Source organism: Anabaena sp. WFMT (assembly GCF_051781005.1).
GTDB lineage: Bacteria > Cyanobacteriota > Cyanobacteriia > Cyanobacteriales > Nostocaceae > Anabaena.
In genome coordinates this window covers 84512-101330 of the sequence record NZ_JBPWOA010000018.1, presented here as the reverse complement: position 1 = coordinate 101330, position 16819 = coordinate 84512, and the positions used below count along the sequence as shown (strand labels likewise).

General features: G+C 41.6%; 14 protein-coding genes. 6 read left to right on the top strand and 8 right to left on the bottom strand.

Annotated features, from left to right (window positions below; translation table 11 throughout):
• The first annotated feature begins 293 nt into the window (after positions 1–293).
• Positions 294–1493, top strand: a complete 1200-nt coding sequence (locus ACSQ6I_RS11035) for a caspase family protein (RefSeq protein ID WP_438890391.1) — start codon at positions 294–296, stop codon at positions 1491–1493.
• Here ACSQ6I_RS11035 and ACSQ6I_RS11030 read toward each other — a convergent pair.
• Together ACSQ6I_RS11030 and psaK are read right to left on the bottom strand one after the other, a co-directional pair.
• Positions 1478–2710: a site-2 protease family protein gene (locus ACSQ6I_RS11030; protein ID WP_438890390.1), complete on the bottom strand. Its 1233-nt coding sequence runs from the start codon at positions 2708–2710 to the stop codon at positions 1478–1480. The genes ACSQ6I_RS11035 and ACSQ6I_RS11030 overlap by 16 nt on opposite strands.
• A 384-nt stretch (positions 2711–3094) precedes the next feature.
• On the bottom strand, positions 3095–3349 hold the full coding sequence (gene psaK / locus ACSQ6I_RS11025; protein WP_323313193.1) for a photosystem I reaction center subunit PsaK: 255 nt from the start codon (positions 3347–3349) through the stop codon (positions 3095–3097).
• Positions 3350–3477: 128 nt separating this feature from the next.
• Between psaK and ACSQ6I_RS11020 the strand changes: the two genes are divergently transcribed.
• On the top strand, positions 3478–4104 hold the full coding sequence (locus tag ACSQ6I_RS11020) for a phosphoribosylanthranilate isomerase (protein WP_438890389.1): 627 nt from the start codon (positions 3478–3480) through the stop codon (positions 4102–4104).
• Positions 4105–4176: 72 nt separating this feature from the next.
• On the opposite strand, the gene folE is transcribed toward ACSQ6I_RS11020, so the two are convergent.
• From folE to ACSQ6I_RS10995, 5 genes are all read right to left on the bottom strand, one after another.
• Positions 4177–4884 (bottom strand): GTP cyclohydrolase I FolE, encoded by a 708-nt coding sequence (gene folE, locus ACSQ6I_RS11015; RefSeq protein WP_438890476.1) that lies wholly within the window; start codon positions 4882–4884, stop codon positions 4177–4179.
• Between the two features lie 72 nt (positions 4885–4956).
• Complete coding sequence (locus tag ACSQ6I_RS11010) at positions 4957–5682, bottom strand: SDR family oxidoreductase (RefSeq protein WP_438890475.1); 726 nt, start codon at positions 5680–5682, stop codon at positions 4957–4959.
• Positions 5683–6029: 347 nt separating this feature from the next.
• Positions 6030–7010 (bottom strand): acetyl-CoA carboxylase carboxyltransferase subunit alpha, encoded by a 981-nt coding sequence (locus ACSQ6I_RS11005; RefSeq protein WP_438890388.1) that lies wholly within the window; start codon positions 7008–7010, stop codon positions 6030–6032.
• A 132-nt stretch (positions 7011–7142) separates the two neighbouring features.
• Positions 7143–8162, bottom strand: a complete 1020-nt coding sequence (locus ACSQ6I_RS11000) for a long-chain acyl-[acyl-carrier-protein] reductase (protein ID WP_438890387.1) — start codon at positions 8160–8162, stop codon at positions 7143–7145.
• A 409-nt stretch (positions 8163–8571) separates the two neighbouring features.
• Positions 8572–9270, bottom strand: coding sequence for an aldehyde oxygenase (deformylating) (locus ACSQ6I_RS10995; RefSeq protein WP_438890386.1), 699 nt, complete (start codon positions 9268–9270; stop codon positions 8572–8574).
• 178 nt (positions 9271–9448) lie between these two features.
• On the opposite strand from ACSQ6I_RS10995, the gene ACSQ6I_RS10990 reads away from it, so the two are divergent.
• The 4 genes from ACSQ6I_RS10990 to ACSQ6I_RS10975 all read left to right on the top strand — a co-directional run bounded on the left by ACSQ6I_RS10990 (position 9449) and on the right by ACSQ6I_RS10975 (position 11970).
• Positions 9449–10276, top strand: coding sequence for a carbohydrate ABC transporter permease (locus tag ACSQ6I_RS10990; RefSeq protein WP_438890385.1), 828 nt, complete (start codon positions 9449–9451; stop codon positions 10274–10276).
• A gap of 113 nt (positions 10277–10389) precedes the next feature.
• The gene (locus tag ACSQ6I_RS10985) at positions 10390–10710 is read left to right on the top strand and encodes a hypothetical protein (protein WP_438890384.1); all 321 of its coding nucleotides are present in this window, start codon (positions 10390–10392) and stop codon (positions 10708–10710) included.
• Positions 10707–11165, top strand: coding sequence for a hypothetical protein (locus ACSQ6I_RS10980; RefSeq protein ID WP_438890383.1), 459 nt, complete (start codon positions 10707–10709; stop codon positions 11163–11165). The genes ACSQ6I_RS10985 and ACSQ6I_RS10980 overlap by 4 nt, the downstream gene beginning before the upstream one ends.
• A 541-nt stretch (positions 11166–11706) precedes the next feature.
• A complete protein-coding gene (locus ACSQ6I_RS10975; RefSeq protein WP_438890382.1) occupies positions 11707–11970 on the top strand; it encodes a transporter suffix domain-containing protein in 264 nt (87 codons plus the stop codon).
• Positions 11971–11996: 26 nt separating this feature from the next.
• Here ACSQ6I_RS10975 and ACSQ6I_RS10970 read toward each other — a convergent pair whose 3' ends face one another.
• Positions 11997–16223 carry a chemotaxis protein CheB gene (locus tag ACSQ6I_RS10970; protein WP_438890381.1) on the bottom strand — a complete coding sequence of 1409 codons (4227 nt, stop codon included), beginning with the start codon at positions 16221–16223 and terminating at the stop codon, positions 11997–11999.
• Positions 16224–16819: the final 596 nt, after the last annotated feature.

The window sequence follows — 16819 nt, the reverse complement described above, 5'->3', positions numbered from 1 at the left end:
GAAGGTGCTATTCGTACCTTTTACTACGATGCTGCTCCTGGCTACCATAGGACTTATGCACAACACAACGAAAGTAGCGGTAATTCATGTAGCTTGCTTGCCCGTTGCGGTATTACCGCTACGGAAGAATCAGGTTTTCGGTCACATCTTGCGTAAGTCCTGTACCAGAAAAAACCATAATGTCAGGTTAATTAATTGGTAATGGGTGACAGGAGGCAGAAGCAAGATAAATTCTCTCCTCTTCATCCTCCCCACTGTCCTCAAAGTCCCCAGAAAACCTATTTTAGCTACTTATGTCTTCTATTTCTCGTCGCCATTTCTTATATTTCGCTGGTTCAGCCTTAGCTACTCTGGGATTAAACCAGCTATCATTTCTAGAGGAGGCGCAAAACTATGGCAAAGTCCTTGCTCAAAGTACTCCGCGCAAACTTGCTTTACTTGTTGGGATCAATCAATATTCATCCCAACCTTTAGAAGGGTGTCTTAATGATGTGGAGTTACAAAGCCATCTCCTCATCCATCGCTTCGGTTTTAATCCTCAAGACATTTTTATTTTGCCGGACGAAAAAGCGAATCGCCAAGGTATTTTAGAAGCGTTTGAAGAACATTTAATTAAGCAAGCCAAGCCTGGAGATGTGGTTGTTTATCACTATTCGGGACATGGTTCACGCATTTTTGACCCTAAACCCATTGCGGTAGATGCAAAAAACAAAGAGGGACTTAATGGTACTTTTGTCCCTGTAGATAGTTCTCTACCGGCTGGATATCCTCATACTGGGGGGACAGTTAAAGATATTATGGGACATACCCTATATTTATTGATGTCTGCATTGTCTACAGAAAACGTGACTGCGGTGTTAGATAGTTGTTTTTCTGGAGGTGCAACACGAGATGGACGTGTAAGATCCCGTGCTGGTGGCAAAAATGTGTTAGTTTCTGCTGATGAAAAAACTTACCAGGAAAAGTGGTTGTCACGGTTGAAGATGTCGCCAGAGGCATTTGTTAAGGGTTATCGTGCAGGGGTTGCTAAAGGTATGGTTTTAGCAGCTACTAATCCTCAACAATTGGCGCGAGAAGTGAATATTAATGGTTTTCGTGCTGGTATTTTTACTTATTTATTAACCCAATACCTTTGGCAGCAGGATAGTACTGTTGATAGTGCGATCGCTTCTATCCTGCCCCAAATTCCTAAGAAATTCAATCAAACTCCTGGTTATGAAATCAAACCCGGTAGTAATTACAAATCACAACCGCTGTTTTTTGTCAATAATCCTGCCCCAACTGGTAATGCAGTCGTTACAGCAGTTGCCGATAATCGGGTGAGTTTGTGGTTGGGTGGTGCAAATTTAGCTGCACTTGATGAAGGAACTGTGTTTAATGTGGTTAATGGCACAGGAAAGGTAACACTACTAAATCGGAAGGGTTTAGTCGGAGAAGCCACTGGTGTGGGAGTTGTGAAAACAGGAATGGTTTTGCGTCAGGTAACAGATTGAATCTGACTATCTTCATCTTTAATGCTTTCTAATGACTTAGCTATTACTCCCAGCTGTAAACCTGGTGGAAAGCTACTTTCTTCTTTAATGCGCTTGATTTCAGCTTCGGTGATTCGCAAATTTAACTTTTGTGCTAAACGCTTGACCGTATCTCCTCTGTCGATGATACCAGCTACAGCACCAGCGGGAGAGAGTACGGTAATTCGAGTTAACTGTTCACTTTCTAGCTTGTTAATTACTTCGGCTAAGGAAGTGGACTCGGTAACAGTGGGTATGGTTGTGAGAGGATGGACAATACTTTCCAAAGTGTGGGTTTCCCATTGACTTCTTTCGGTTGTCCGCAAATCTTCAACTGTCACCATACCCCGGTAACGTCCATCAGCAGCAGCAAAGTAAATTTGGGGGGAAGATGTTTCTAAAAGGTATAAATCAGCAAACTCTCGTATTGTTTGGTTGGCATCAACTACCCGAAAATCACGGGTCATAGCATCAGCTGCTACTAGTTTGAGTAGGGTTTCTTGTAATGTAGTTACACGGTCATAGCTGTTAGCATTGCGAATCGCAAACCAACCTAATAGCACAATCCACAAACCTGTTAATAACTCCCTGGTCAGGAAATCGATCACAAATCCGAGTGCGATCGCACTATAACCTAAAATCTGCCCAGCCCTGGCTGCCCAATGTACGGCTTGAAAGCGATCGCCTGTTATTTTCCATAGTGCTGCTTTTAACACCTGTCCTCCATCTAGAGGTAAACCAGGAATCAAGTTAAATAAAGCTACAACTAAGTTAATTCTCGCTAAATCTCCCCCCATTACATTCAAAACTGTGGTATCAGGAATGAGATTCGACCCTAGACGCAGTAGCAAAAATAGAACTATACTGACCGCAGGCCCAGCGATCGCTACTTGAAACGCTTTACCAGGCGTTTTCGATTCCTCTTCTATCGCTGCAATCCCACCAAAGAAAAACAGAGTAATTGAATTAACTTTAATCCCTTGCGACTGTGCTACCAAACTATGACCCAACTCATGTAATAGCACGGAAGTAAATAACAACAGTGCCATAACTAATCCAGCACTCCAACCTGTGATAGTCCCCCATCGTTGGTAAGCTACTCCAAAATTCAGGGTTGCTAAACCCAGAATCACAAACCAGAACGGGTCTAAAAATAGAGGAATACCAAATAAAGAGCCAATTTTCCAATTTGTTTGCATTATCTTTTTCCTAAAATTAATTATGGACAAAATTTATGTATAGTCAGGGTGTATTGCAATACACTCCTACAGCTTGGTAAGGATTCAGGATACAGAATGTTTGATATAGCAGGGAACTCTTAACAGAAGAGAAAAATATTCTTCTTCCTTCTTCCTTCTCCTGACTCCTGACTCCTGACTCCTGAATTCTTACCAGCTTGCTATCCCAGGTGCGAGCTACTCTAATTTCTAGAATAGACAATTTAATTAGAAATATTGAATTATTCAAAATAATAGGGGCGTATTACAGTACGCCCCTGTTTGGTATAAAAAAGCGGTAGGGAATTTGATTTTTACCTACCGCGCAATTTTTACCCTTGATGACAAGAGAATCTCAACCAGAACTTATAAACGGCCAATGTTAGTCAGTCCTAAAACAATGCCAATACCAATCACATGACCAAAAGCCATTGCACCAATGAAAGCTGGAACAGTGATGGGCAGTAAAGGCATTTGTGGCCCAACTTTAGGAGCTTTACTTGCCAAACTGAGTAAAAGTACTACTAGACTGCTGGCACTAATAATGATACCCACTGTAGGACTCCACACAGGTGTGGCGGGAACTGATGCAGCTGCTGCTAGTAAGATAGATGATATCAAGTTGTATTCTCCTACAATGAAAAAATGAATGTAAACCTACAAGATTATAAAATTCCGTAGGACAAAGCAAAACTTTTTTGCCTAATTTAGGTTACTTTTGTGATTATTTTTAATTTCTCTTTCTTTAAATGCGGGTTAAAATTTGCGGCATCACGCAACCAGAGCAGTCTCTAGCGATCGCTTCTCAGGGTGCAACAGCACTAGGCTTTATTTGCGTACCGACTTCACCGCGCTACGTTACCATAGAGCAAATTCAGATAGCGATCGCCCAACTCCCTAGAAATATTGACAGAATTGGTGTTTTTGCCAACACCAGCATTACCAACATCAGCCAAACAGTTTTGGCATCAGGTTTGACTGGTGTTCAGTTACACGGTGATGAATCTCCAGCATTTTGCCATCAATTACGTCAATCTCTACCCCAGGTAGAAATCATTAAAGCAATGAGAGTTCGCAGTCTAGAGCATCTACAAACAGCAGCTAACTACACCAAAGATGTAGATACCCTACTTCTTGATGCCTATCATCCTCAACAGTTAGGAGGTACAGGTAAAACCTTAGATTGGCAGATGCTACAGGAATTTAGCCCGGCTTGTCCTTGGTTTTTAGCCGGAGGACTTACACCAGATAATATTATGGACGCGTTAAGTCAGGTAAAACCCAATGGTATTGATTTATCAAGCGGTGTAGAAAGTTCACCAGGTAATAAAGACTTAGACAAAGTAGCTTTATTGTTTCAAAGATTAGGGAATTAGGTGACAGGTTACAAATAAGAAAGAGCGAATTTCCCTCCCCCTGCTCCCTGCCCCCCTGCCTCTTCCCAGTCCCTAAAAGAATGATGCTTGGTGACGAATTAAGTTGAAGAATTCTTCGCGGGTTTTTTGCTCTTCTTGGAATACACCCACCATAGAACTAGTCACTGTCCAAGAACCGGGCTTTTGCACACCTCTCATGACCATGCACATATGAGAGGCTTCCATAACAACTGCAACACCCTTAGGTTCGAGAATTGTCTGAACTGCTTCAGCGATTTGCCGAGTCAGTCTTTCCTGTACTTGCAAGCGGCGGGAATACATCTCTACAATCCGGGCTAGTTTACTCAATCCCACAACTTTTTGATTAGGGATATAAGCAACGTGCGCTCTACCCATAAATGGCAACATATGATGTTCACACAAACTAAAGAAATTAATATCTCTAACTAGCACCATCTCGTCATGACCTTCGTCAAAGATGGCACCATTTACGAGCTTTTCTAAAGATTGGTTGTAGCCACTGGTGAGAAACTGCATGGCTTCGGCTACGCGCTTGGGTGTTTTTAGGAGTCCTTCGCGTTCTGGATCTTCGCCAACTCCTACTAGTATTGCCCGCACGGCCTCCATCATTTGCTCGGTATGTTCCTCTGTAGGCGGATGCAAATCGGGTTGCCGTCCATCATGAGTATTACGGTCAGGTCGGGGATTAATGGCTTCTTCTAAGTCAGGAATCAAAGGAGATGTCGAGCGATTGGAACCGTTAGAACTAGCGATAGTCATGATTGAATTATGGTAATTGGTAATTGGTAATTGGTAATTGGGCATGAAAAAATAAATGACTCAATTACCGATTTAGAGAACACCCGCATTCGACATCAAAGTTAATTCTTCAATAACTGCTTGCTGTGGGAGTAAGACAGTGTGGAGAATTGTCTGAGCTACAATTTCCGGGGTTAACATTTTTGTACGGTCAAAGTCAGCATTAACTGTTGCTGTGTCCCAAATTTCAGTATTGACCGAACCTGGACAAATAGCAGTTACACGAATACCGTGGACTCGTTCTTCTTGAGCCAGGGTTTGAGAAAGGGCTAGTAAGCCAGCTTTGCTAACACAGTAGGCTCCCCAACCAGCAAAGGCTTGTTTGGCAGCAATGGAAGCGACATTGATAATTGTGCCTGTACCCCGTTGCCGCATTTCTGGCAAAATGCCCATCATGCACATAAAGGCGCTAGTGAGATTTAAGTTAATCACCTGTTGCCAGTCTTCTAAGGGGGTTTCGCTCAAATTGGCGGTGTATCCCATACCAGCATTGTTGACGAGAATATCTATGTCGCCAAACTCATGGGCGATCGCTTGGATTTTGGTTTTTACTTGGGAAACACAAGCTAAATCCATAGTGAAGGCTTTTGCTTCCACCCCGATTTCTATAGCTGTTTGTGCCACCGCTGCCAATTTATCCTCAGAACGGCTGACTAAGGCGACATCGATTCCCGCCTTTGCAAAGGCTAAAGCCGTTGCTTTCCCAATTCCACTGCTGGCTCCGGTAATCAGAGCGCGTCGTTTCTGCTCAAAACTCATGGTATCTCCCCATTTTCTGGCAGTGTTGTGAGACACCAGCCTCCCATAAATTAAATAAATCTAAAAATCCGATTGTTTTTTATGACAGGTGCTATAATGCATTGCCATTATGGGTATATTGCCTACAGCTAGTTTTCCCAGTTAGGACAACAAATATCTTCCTGGAAAATCAGGTTGTAAACTCAAAGCCAATTATTGAATACTAGGCAAATTCGCCCATCAAATGGGGTTCATTTGCTGAACACACAAACACAAATGCCTATAGCTGATAAGATTGTTAAAAATCTTTAAGCAGCCCTAGGCAATTATAGCACTGCTGTAGTGCTATGGTATTGTAGCTATTATTTTTAGTGAGCGAGTTCGGTAAAGACACCAATTTTGCGGAATTTCTCATAGCGGAGTTGGCGGCGTTCGCTCGCAGTTAAGCGATTGAGTTCATCCAAGTTATCCAACAAGGCTTGCTTGAGAGTTGTAGCTGCACTCAAGGGGTCAGAATGAGCGCCCCCGATGGGTTCAGATAATATTTGGTCGATAATGCCCAGGTTTTTCAGGTCATGGGAAATAATTTTTAAGGCCACAGCTGCTTGAGGGGCTTTGCTGGCATCTTTCCACAAAATAGCGGCACAGGCTTCTGGGGTAGCAACGGTGTAAACTGAGTGTTCAAACATCAATAAGCGATCGCCCACACCAATACCCAAAGCACCACCGGAACCACCTTCACCAATGACTGTACAGAGAATTGGCACATCAAAGCAAAACATTTGCCGTAAGTTGTAAGCGATCGCTTCTCCTTGTCCTTGATGTTCGGCTTCTATACCCGCCCAAGCTCCTGGAGTGTCGATAAATGTCACAATCGGCATACTAAACTTGTTGGCGTGTTCCATTAACCGCAAGGCTTTACGATAGCCCCCAGGTGCAGCCATACCAAAATTCCGGGCGACGTTATCTTTGGTATCCCGGCCTTTTTGATGCCCTAACATCACCACAGGTTGTCCACCCAGACGACCAACACCACCAACTAAAGCTGGATCATCACCTCCACAGCGATCGCCATGTAACTCCATCCATTCATCACTGATTGCCTGAATGTAATCTAGAGTACTGGGACGGCGAGGATGTCTAGCTACTTGCAGCCTCTGAGATGGGGTGAGACTGCTAAAAATTTCCTCACGCAATTGCATAGCCCTGGTTTCTAGTTGGCGAATTTGACCAGAAACATCAACGCCATTTTCTTCTGCAAGTTGCCGAATTTGGTTAATCCGGGTAGCCAGTTCTGCTAACGGCTTTTCAAAATCCAACAGTAGTGGTTTGCGCTCAGTAATTGCCATAGTTAGGGATTGGTAATTGGTAATTGGTAATTGGTAATTGGTAATGGGTAATTGAGGATTAAGAATTGGTAATTGGCAGGGATTATGGAAAAAGTCATTAATTGCTATTACCTATTACCCATCACCCATTACCTAAACTAACAATGGTCTAAAACCGTGTTTAATGGACACCCGACCAATTTGCTCCATTTTATCTACGGTAATCTGATTGCGACCCCAAGAAAAGTTTGTGTATAACTTCTCAAATTCCAGCAGCATTGATTCCGCAAAACAAGCAAACAACTGACGTGCTGGTACATCCATATTGACAATTTTCATAATTTTCCAGTCAATATCTAGGGAATGCTCGACAATTCCACCATTTAACACATACACACCAGGATGCTGAATTTTCATCCCTAAATTTTTCGGATAGCCACCATCAATTAGCAAACAAGGTTGCTTCAATACTGTGGGGTCAATTTCTACACCTTTAGGCATACTAGCAACCCAAACTACAATATCTGCTTGGGGTAGTGCCTCCTGTAAACCCATGATTTTACCCCGTCCCAGTTCTGCTTGTAGTTCTTGGAGACGTTCTTGGTTACGGGCTATGAGGAGTAATTCTTGGACATCTGTTTTTTTATCTAACCAGCGTGTGACTGCACTACCAATATCCCCTGTAGCCCCACACACAGCCACAGTTGCTTTCGACAATTCTATTCCTAATTGCTTAGAAGCTTCTTCCACCTGCCGACAGATAATGTAGGCTGTATGGGTATTTCCTGTTGTGAAGCGTTCAAATTCTAATTTGACGTTTCGGACTTGGCTAAACTGCTCTAAATTAAAGTTCTCAAAAATAATTGAAGAAAACCCACCTAAAGCCGTGATATCAATGCCATGCTTTTGAGCATGGGCCATGGCGTTGAGAATTTTGCGAGTTGCAGCTTTAATACGGCGATTTGCCAGCATTTCCGGCAAAAAGCAAGATTCTACATACCGGCCTTCAATTTTTTGTCCCGTGATACTGGTAACGGTAATGTGATCGACAATTTGCGGCGGGGCGCTACACCAAAAGTCTAGCCCTTGATCGGCATATTCTGGGTATCCCAATTCTTGAGCTACGGATTGAGCGTGTTCTAAACTAGTCAGATGTCCAATTAGACCAAACATGTAGTGATATATTAGGCGAGTGCTGTCAAAAGCGTGGAATTTGTGGGCAGTACCAATTTTGGATTTTAGATTTTGGACTTCGGCGTGACACTTCCCTGCGGGACGCTACGTGTTGGCGCAGCCTGTCCGTAGGACTTACGGCAAGATCAGTGCGGTGACGCTCAGTCGAACGATTTTGGATTCACAGTTTTGACTAAAAGACTGTTCCAGAAATCGCAAACAATACTAACTATGCCAAGTTGGGATAGGATTATGATGTCTAATCCTTAAAAATACTACATAAAGTGTGCAAATAATTCTTAATTTGTAATTACACTCCCGATTTGAGGTGTAGGTTGGGTTGGGAAAATAGATGCTACCTTAATTTTTTTCATCAGGGGTAACAGGTTAGTCACCCCTATGGGGATATTTAGACAGGTATGAGTCCGTAAGCTGAGAGACGCATAATATCACGCGTTGTGAAGCCGATGTTACTTAATGCTTCACCGTATTGAATCATGAAATCTTCTACTAAGGCTTCTTTTTCCATTGCCAAGACGTGGGCATCATCTGCTACTTGGTTGAGCATTTTCCAGACAAGGGGCAGATTTTGGCGGTTAGCTGTTTCTAATTCAGCTTTGGATTCTGCAAAGTTTTCTTTGAGCCAAACTTCGCCAAAATTAAGATGACTGTATTCTTCTTTAACGACACCTTCAGTAATTTTGCGGGCAAAATCATCAGCGACAGGAATGTAGATGTTGTATGCAGCGATCGCAAAACATTCGATAATTAAAGCTTGAATCAGCAAGCAAGTAACAACTTTACCTTCTGCCGCCGCAGTTTGAAAATTTTGGTGCAGTCCTGAGAAAAACTCCTGAGCAAATTGCATATCTGGTGTAACTTGCAAATTGCGTCCACAAGCCTCAAATCCTTTCTTGTGGCGGCTTTCCATCTTCGATAACCGAATTAGGTCTTCTTTGCTTTCTGGTAGCAGTTCAGCCAGTTGGATGTAATTATCATGGGCTTCTTGTTCCCCTTCAATCACAATTGCATTAATACGACTATATGCGTCTTTGTATTTTTCGCTTTGGAAATCAATTTTTTCAATTTGTTCAACAAGCTGCTGCATGGTATGTTTACTCCGTAACCCTGAATTATTTGATACTAAAATCTAACTTACCCCAGGAATTAAGGATGATAATCACTGTGGTTTAATTTAACTTAACAAGAAATTATGGTGATTAGATGAGTTTTTACTAGAGGTAATGCTCTAATACTAAAAAATGACTGTTTTAGAGGCATAACTGATGTCCAAGCCAAACTGGAATCTGAAAAATACAAATTTGTGGAGTCTGGTAGTGTTAGTGCTAGGAGCATTTATCGTTTTACTGCCTTTGATTGTGGTCTTTCTCACCTCCTTCTCACCTGCGGGTACAACTCCAGGAGTTTTGGGAAAAAATAACTGGACTTTAGCTAATTACCGCGAAGCTTGGGAACGAGGGAAGTTTTTACTAGCATTTGCTAATTCTACCTTGGTAGCGATCGCAGTTACGGCTTTTCAAATTATCACATCTGCTTTAGCAGGTTACGCCCTCGCCAGGCTGAAATTTCGGGGAAGACAAGCGCTATTGTTAGTGGTACTAGCAACTTTGGTAATTCCCTTTCAGTTATTAGTGATTCCCATCTTTTTAGTTTTGAAGTGGGGACACATGATCAATACCTACTGGGCTTTGATTTTACCAACTGCGGTAAACGGCTTTGGCATTTTTCTGTTACGTCAATATTTCCAGACAATTCCCGTAGAATTGGAAGAAGCAGCAGCCATTGATGGCGCGAACCGACTGCAAATTTTGTGGCGCATCATGTTACCTTTAGCACGTCCAGCGTTAGTAACGCTGTTTTTGTTCACCTTTATTGGGGAATGGAACGATTTATTTAAGCCTTTAGTATTTACTACACGCCCAGAATTAAGAACAGTGCAGTTAGCATTAGCAGAATTTCAAGAACAATTTACCAATAATTGGCCGTTGATGATGGCAGCAGTGACGATTTCTACTGTACCAGTCATGGTGTTATTTCTAATTGGACAAAGGCAGTTTATTCGCGGTATTGCGGCGACGGGGATTAAGAATTAGTTATTGGTTAATTGTTATTATTGATAATAAGGATAATGTTTTCAAAGTTTACAGCTTTGTTAAAATATATCCATTGTCATCAAATTCTTCATCAAATCAGACTAAAAACTTTTATGAAAGCAATCCAAGCCACAGGTAAAATTGATGCACAAGGTCAATTATCTTTAGATTATCCCATTGAAGGTAATTTACCTAGTTCAGTGCGAGTGATTATTGTATTTGCAGAAACAGACGCAGATACCATTGAATTTTCGACAAACATCAGTGAACATCAACAGCGTCATCTGATGTCAGCAAAACAATTAGAACAGGAATTAAAACAGGCGTTGACTGATGCTGGCTATGATTCCAGAGAAAAAATTATCGATCTTGTGCAAGAAGTTAAACGAGAAATAGTGGCAGAACGCCAACAGCAACAAGATTCAATAAAATGAAAACTATTCCTAAGCTAATTTTTTTAGATACTAATGTTTATCTAATTGGTGCAGTTGATTTAGAGAGTAATGAAGGGAAAATTCTGCAATGGTTAGGGTGGAAAACTCAAGGTAATGATGGAGTTGAAGTAGTTATTTCTGAGGAGTTAATTGACCAAATTTCCAGAGTTGCTAAACGGTTAAAAAATAAAGACTGGGCGGGTGAAATTATTGGACTAATTTGGCAGAATTTAAAAGTTCGTTATGTTCAAATAGATGATTCTGCCTTGGGTACAATGGAAGCAGAAGGAGTTATTCCCCGTGAAGATGTAGGGGTTTATTTGACTGCAAAAGCAGGAAATTCTCAATGTTTTGTTTCTGCTAATCATAAGTTAATTCGGATTTTAGCCCAGGAAACAGGAGAGTTTGAATGTTTAACTCCATCTGCATTTGTGAGCAAATATTTAATCAAATAAATTAATTTCTTGTTTCTCGTTCCCTGTCTCTGGCTGGGAATGAAGTCTGGAAGGCTCTGCCTGATAAAATGAAAATATCCGAAGGAGAGATAGATTTTAATTTCTTGAGGGTGCTTTCTTCTCCCTTAACAAAATCACTAACTACGCAAGTATCAAGTAGATATTCCATGATTAAAATTCTACTTCCTTTGGTGGTAATAGCTCATCTCGATATAACTCAAAAATGATACTTTCTTCTGTCCCTTGATATTGCAGAATTATTTCTGTCCGAGTGGTGAGCTTTGTAGCCATCCACCAATTCCCATTCCCTAAGTTGTCCGAAATTATAGGTAAATAATGTGTTCACTATCACTACCCAATTGTAACTCTATACATTTCACTACACAGAGATTTTATGCAAATAAAATAAACCATTCTTTGCGCTCTTTCCTTTGCGCCTCTGCGTCTTTGCGCGAAACAAAAAAAATCCACAATGTAGGATAAGCCACTCCAGTCAAACAGATAAAAACACTAAACTCAGATTCTGTTACAAACAGGAATTATGCAAAAGCTGGGTTTGGTTTTAATTATTGTTTCATTTTTTCCGTGGTTAGCGATCGCTATAATTATCCCATTTCTGCCAATTTCCGTAGCTCAAAAAGCCTTATTAATACCAGCATTATTGGTTTTAGCTGAAGTTATATTTTGGTTGGGTGTGCTATTGGTAGGTAAAGAAGTCGCCCAAAGGTATAAACGTTATTTGAGTTTTCGTTATCTAAAAATACTGCTCAGAAAATTCAGGCGCAGAAGAAGCAAGAGATACTAATAGACCTTGTACCTCTTACCTCTCCTTCACACACTGTTACCTCGTCCAGCTAGATTTGCAACCATGATTACCAGTTGATCTAGCTGAATGGGTTTAGCCATATGCATTTGAAAACCTGCCAAATAAGCTTCTTGGCATTCCTCATTACGAACATATCCAGTCAGCGCGGCTGCGGGAATTTGTCCTCCTGCTTCAGCACTAAGCGATCGCACCTGGCGGATTAAACTATAGCCATCCTGGTTGATCATCCCAATATCAGATAGCAGCACATCATATCTACCAGGATTAGTTGTGAGTATTGAGAGCGCGTCCTTAGCAGATGCGGCCATCGTCACCTCAGCCCCATATTTATTCAGCATCGTCATCAATAATTCACGCATATCCGCCTCATCATCCACAACGAGTATACGCAAACCTTCCAGTGACGGCAGACCATCAACAGATGATTCCAGACCTTCTGCTAATGGGAACTTCTCAGTATCACCAGGCAAATAGTTTTCCTGAATCGTGGCAGAAAGCGGTAGCCTAACGATTATGGTTGTCCCTAGCCCCTCACCCGGACTTTCTGCATAAACCGTACCACCATGAAGTTCGACCAAATAACGCACAATTGATAATCCCAACCCAATTCCATTATAGGCGCGAGTTTTGGTGCTATCAGCCTGACGAAAACGCTCAAAAACATAAGGAAGAAAGTCATTAGCGATACCAATACCCGTGTCACTAACTCGAATCTCGGCTTGGGAATCAACACGCTTCAGTGTGACTTCAATACGTCCCCCTTCAGGAGTAAATTTCACAGCATTAGAAAACAAATTCCAGAGTATCTGTTGCAAACGGTCTATATCACCCAGTACTTTGCCAATTCCAGGTTGTATCTGGGATGTAATCTGAATGTTTTTAGCCTCTGCGGACAACCGCACAACTTCAAGAGATGAACCAATCACAGGGACGAGATCAATGAGGCTATTGTTCAGACGGAGTTTACCAGTCGTAATGCGGGAGATGTCTAGAAGATCCTCAATTAGTTGGGTTTGTACCCTAGCGCAGCGCTCGATAACTTCAAGTCCTAGAGAAATTTTATCTGCCTCAAGATTTTGCATACGGAGTAACTGAGACCACCCCAAAATGGCATTCAGCGGGTTGCGAAGTTCATGGGAGAGAATAGATAAAAACTCATCTTTGGCGCGGTTAGATATCTCTGCTTGCAAGCGGGCTGACTGCTCCTGAAACAATAACTGAGCGCGTTCTGCGGCAAACTGTTTCTGTTGAGTAATATCCTGAATTGCCAGCAGAATCATCTGTTCATTGTCTTGTTGAATAATTTTACAGCCATTGAGCAGCATAATTCTGTACCCAATTTTCTCAAAGACGCTCTCTACCTCAAAGTCGTGAAGCCGAGTATTTTTGAGGAAAATTTCTTCTAGAAGCATGATCAGATTGGGAATGTTCCACTGACCGTTTCCTAGCTCGAATATCAGTTGCTGCTCTGTTTTTGCTGAGGAAATTTGGAACGTTTGATAAAAAGCCTGATTGGCTGTCACAACTCGTAAACTAGAATCAATCACCACTAAAGGCTGTGGCACAGTTTCCACAATTGCTTCAGCATAATTACGGGACTGCTCTAGCTGCTGGGCGCTGCGTTTGATAACATCAATATCCATCAATACCATCACCACGCCATCAATTTGATTACTTGTAGTCCTGTAAGGTCTAATTCGCAGATTATACCAATGCCCTTGCTGGTCTTGCACTTCTAGTTCTTTGACATTCAGGGTGTCAATCACTTCTAGGAGCAAGGACTCTAAATTAGGAACATTTATCGTGGAGCGAATATCACTAAATGGTCGCCCCACATCTGTAGGAATCAAATTGAGGAGTTGCTGTGCTGTGGGAGTGAAGCGCCGAATTCGCAAATCATTTGCCAAGATTAAAATCGGAATATTCACACTACTAAGCAAATTCAACAGATCGTTGTTGACCTGGTGTAATTCTAGATTCCGACTGTGTAGTTCTTCGTTGGTTGTTTTTAGTTCTTCATTGGTTGCTTGAACCTCTTCTTTTGCTGTTTGTAACTCTTCATTAGTGCTTTGTAGTTCTTCGTTGCTCGACAGAATTTCTTCATTTGCCACTTTTAAGTCTTGAGTCGTGGCTTCTTGCTCCAAAATCATCGACTCTAAATACTCTTGAGTCAGCGCCAACTCCTGTTTAGCAGCTACCAGTTCCTGTTTGAATCGAAATATTTCAGGAACTATGTTTGCCTGTTCTTGATTTTCAGGTGTTAGAACAGTTTGCTCTGGTAATGAAAGTACATCTTCAAATAAGACAAGAAAGTAGCGACTTTCTACGACGAAGGGAGTTTTGACCGGAATCACCTCAACATTAACTTTTCTGGGCGATTCACTGCCATCAATCTGTAAATTTTCCTTTCTTACGGAAACATTCAGCCTTTTGGACTGATGAATTGCGGTTCGCAACTCTTCTAGTAAGCCCTTTCGAGCCATTTTCAGCAAATTGAAGCTGGGCTGACCTGGAGCAGGTCTTAAATAACAACTGGTATCTCCCCGAAATTGGAGAATGTCCATATTGTCGCTGATCAAAACACCAACTGGAGCATAACGATTTAAAACAAGTTGGTCAGCTTCTTTGTGTAAATCATCAATATCCCAAGACTTCTCACTCATTTTCTTGTCAAGGTTTACTCTCGCTACGGGATAGTGTCCGCTGGAAAAGTTAAAATTCAGATTAGTAGCTACTAACTTTTTAGAATAAATTTTGTGCTTTCTATCTACTAAAGCAAATAAGTCTGAGAATTCTCCCGCACTCTCTGAGTTACCTAACATCAAAAACCCTGTGGGCTTGAGACTGTAATGGAAAATTGTCATCAACTGCTTTTGTAAACCAGAATCTAAATAAATCAGCAGATTTCGACAAGTAATCAGATCCAGATTAGAAAATGGTGGATCACTGATCAAGTTTTGTCTAGCAAAAATACACTGTTCACGAATTGATTTGCTGATTTGATATCCACCCTCTACTTCGATAAAAAAGCGTCTGAGCCTTTCTGGTGAAATATCCGTTATTTCGTTCTGCTTATAAATACCTGACCTGGCTTTTTCAATTCCTATTTCATTAATATCTGTAGCAAAAATTTGGATAGCAGGTTTGGAAATGACATCTTCCAAAAACTCTAATAAGCAAATGGCAATGGAGTAAACTTCCTGACCAGTAGCACATCCTGTCACCCAAATCCGAATTGGCAACTGCGATGACTTACCCTTAACAATACTCGGAAATACTCTCTCCTTTAAGGCTTGGTAAGCATTACTGTCACGAAAAAAACTGGTGACATTGATGAGAATCTCGTGGTATAAAGCCTGTACTTCAGCCGGATGGTTTTGGAGATACTCGACGTAATCCTCCAGCCGTTCCAGATTGTACAGCATCATCCGTCGATCAAGTCGCCGTTTTAAGGTAGTTTGCTTGTAGCGGCTAAAGTCAACTCCGGTTGCAGTTTGCAGTAACGTAAAGATTGTCAGCAGGGCATCCTGACTTTCGATAAGTGGCTGGACTATTGGTGAAAGAACCGACCGGGTAAAGTTGGGATGAAGAGCAATTTTTGCCAGTTCTTTGGCGATTTCTTGTGGTGACAAGATAAAGTCTACATGACCTGTGGCAATGGCAATACTGGGCATTTCCCGAAATTGAGCCGATGTTTCAGACTGAGCAAAGGTAATACCGCCAGCTGCCTTAATTGCCTGTGTTCCCATTGTGCCGTCTGCATCACTTCCAGAGAGGATAACACTAATTGCTTTGTTTCCCTGCTCTGCTGCCAATGAATTTAAAAAGGCATCACCTGGCCTATATCTCCCTTCAACTTTCTCACGGGGTACGAGTTTTAATATCCCTTGCTCCAGGGTCATTTTCGCATTCGGGGGGATAATATAGACTTGGTTCGGTTCTATGGTTATGCCAGAGTGGGCTTCGTGAACAGGCATCTGAGTTGTCTTAGCTAGAATCTCAGTCAGTAAGCTCTGATGATTGGGGTCTAAGTGCTGAATCAGTACAAATGCCATTCCTGTATCAATTGGTAAATGCTCTAGCAGCTGGGTGAATGCTTCTAATCCCCCCGCAGAGGCTATAATCCCGACAATTGGAAATATTTTATGGCTTTGAGTCTGCTGTTTTTCTTCCCCTATTTCAACATCTGTGGTATTTGACTGAGTTGGTTCAGAAGACTGTTTATCGTTCATATAAAATTAGTTCTTTGTGTGATTCACCCGGCAAATAATTTTGGATTTTGGACTTCTTTGTGACACTTCCTGACGGGATGCTACCGATTCGCATAGCGTCTTGAAGAGAACAACAAGTCTTCGTACAAATCAGTCAAACGATTTTAGGTTTGTTTTTGTGTTTAAATCAGCCGGATTTTCTACTTTCGTGGAGCGTGTCGTATACAGACGCTGCGCGTAGACTTCGGCGTAAGCTCAGTCGAACGCTTGCTTTACCGGAGGGGTACAGACTTTTTTAGATTAAAAATTATGTCAATTATTTGACAGACTAGCGTGTGGTACTAGTTGATAAATTATGGAAATACAGTATAAAAGCGTATTCATCTGCTCAACAAAGGCAGATAGCTATAAGGCTGGTCTTGTCTATTATCTTAGTTTGTTATTTTCAATCTGTGACAGAAGCTATCACAAATTGAGTCAAAGGCGTATCCAGCAACAGGTAGATCAATAAGTTGAATTTTATGGAGAGCAATTATCGCACACTAATCTATTCTATGTGTTTTCTCTGTGATTTATAAATAGCAAGTAGTAAAAATGTTACCTGTATCTGAGTGTAT